This window comes from Shewanella sp. MF05913, from assembly GCF_059758095.1.
Genome location: NZ_JCAYNT010000067.1, coordinates 1 through 676, shown reverse-complemented (window position 1 = coordinate 676; position 676 = coordinate 1). Strand labels below are relative to the sequence as shown.

Here is a 676-nt window from a genome sequence, read left to right as displayed (position 1 = left end):
TAAACTACGCTTTATTTACCCCCTGCTAAATGGTATTTAAAGATGGCCAGACCAAGACAGACAATCGTTAGTCTAGAAGATACCCCTTATTATCACTGTTGCTCGCGTGTAGTACGCAAAGCTTTTTTGTGCGGAATTGATAACTTTACAGGAGAGAATTTTGAGCATCGACGTGACTGGGTTGATTCTCGTATTCTTGAATTGGCAACCATCTTTGCTATCGATATCTGTGCCTACGCTGTGATGAGCAATCACTTGCATGTGGTATTAAAGGTTGATGCAGAAAAAGCGAAATGCTGGTCAGATAAAGAAGTATTAATTCAATGGCACAAAGGTTTTAAAGGCACATTACTGACGCAAAAATTTGTTAAAGGTGAGGACTTAAACTCATTTGAACTTAACACAGTGCATGATTGCATAACCCAATATAGGCAACGCTTAATCGACATCAGCTGGTTTATGCGCTCTTTAAGTGAGCCAATCGCTCGAATGGCCAATAAAGAAGACAAGTGTACTGGCCGCTTCTGGGAAGGTCGTTTTAAGTCCCAGGCACTGCTTGATGAAGCCGCAGTATTAGCCTGTATGGCCTATGTTGATTTAAACCCGGTCAGAGCCAATATGGCCACAACTCCAGAAACCTCAGATTACACCAGTATTCAACGTCGAATAAATTCAG

The 676-nt window shown here is 41.6% G+C and carries 1 protein-coding gene; it reads left to right on the top strand.

What is annotated here, in order from left to right; translation table 11 throughout:
* Nucleotides 1–42: 42 nt before the first annotated feature.
* Nucleotides 43–676 (top strand): transposase (locus AC19MV_RS23020; RefSeq protein ID WP_498310042.1); only part of this gene is annotated, 634 nt, incomplete at its 3' end.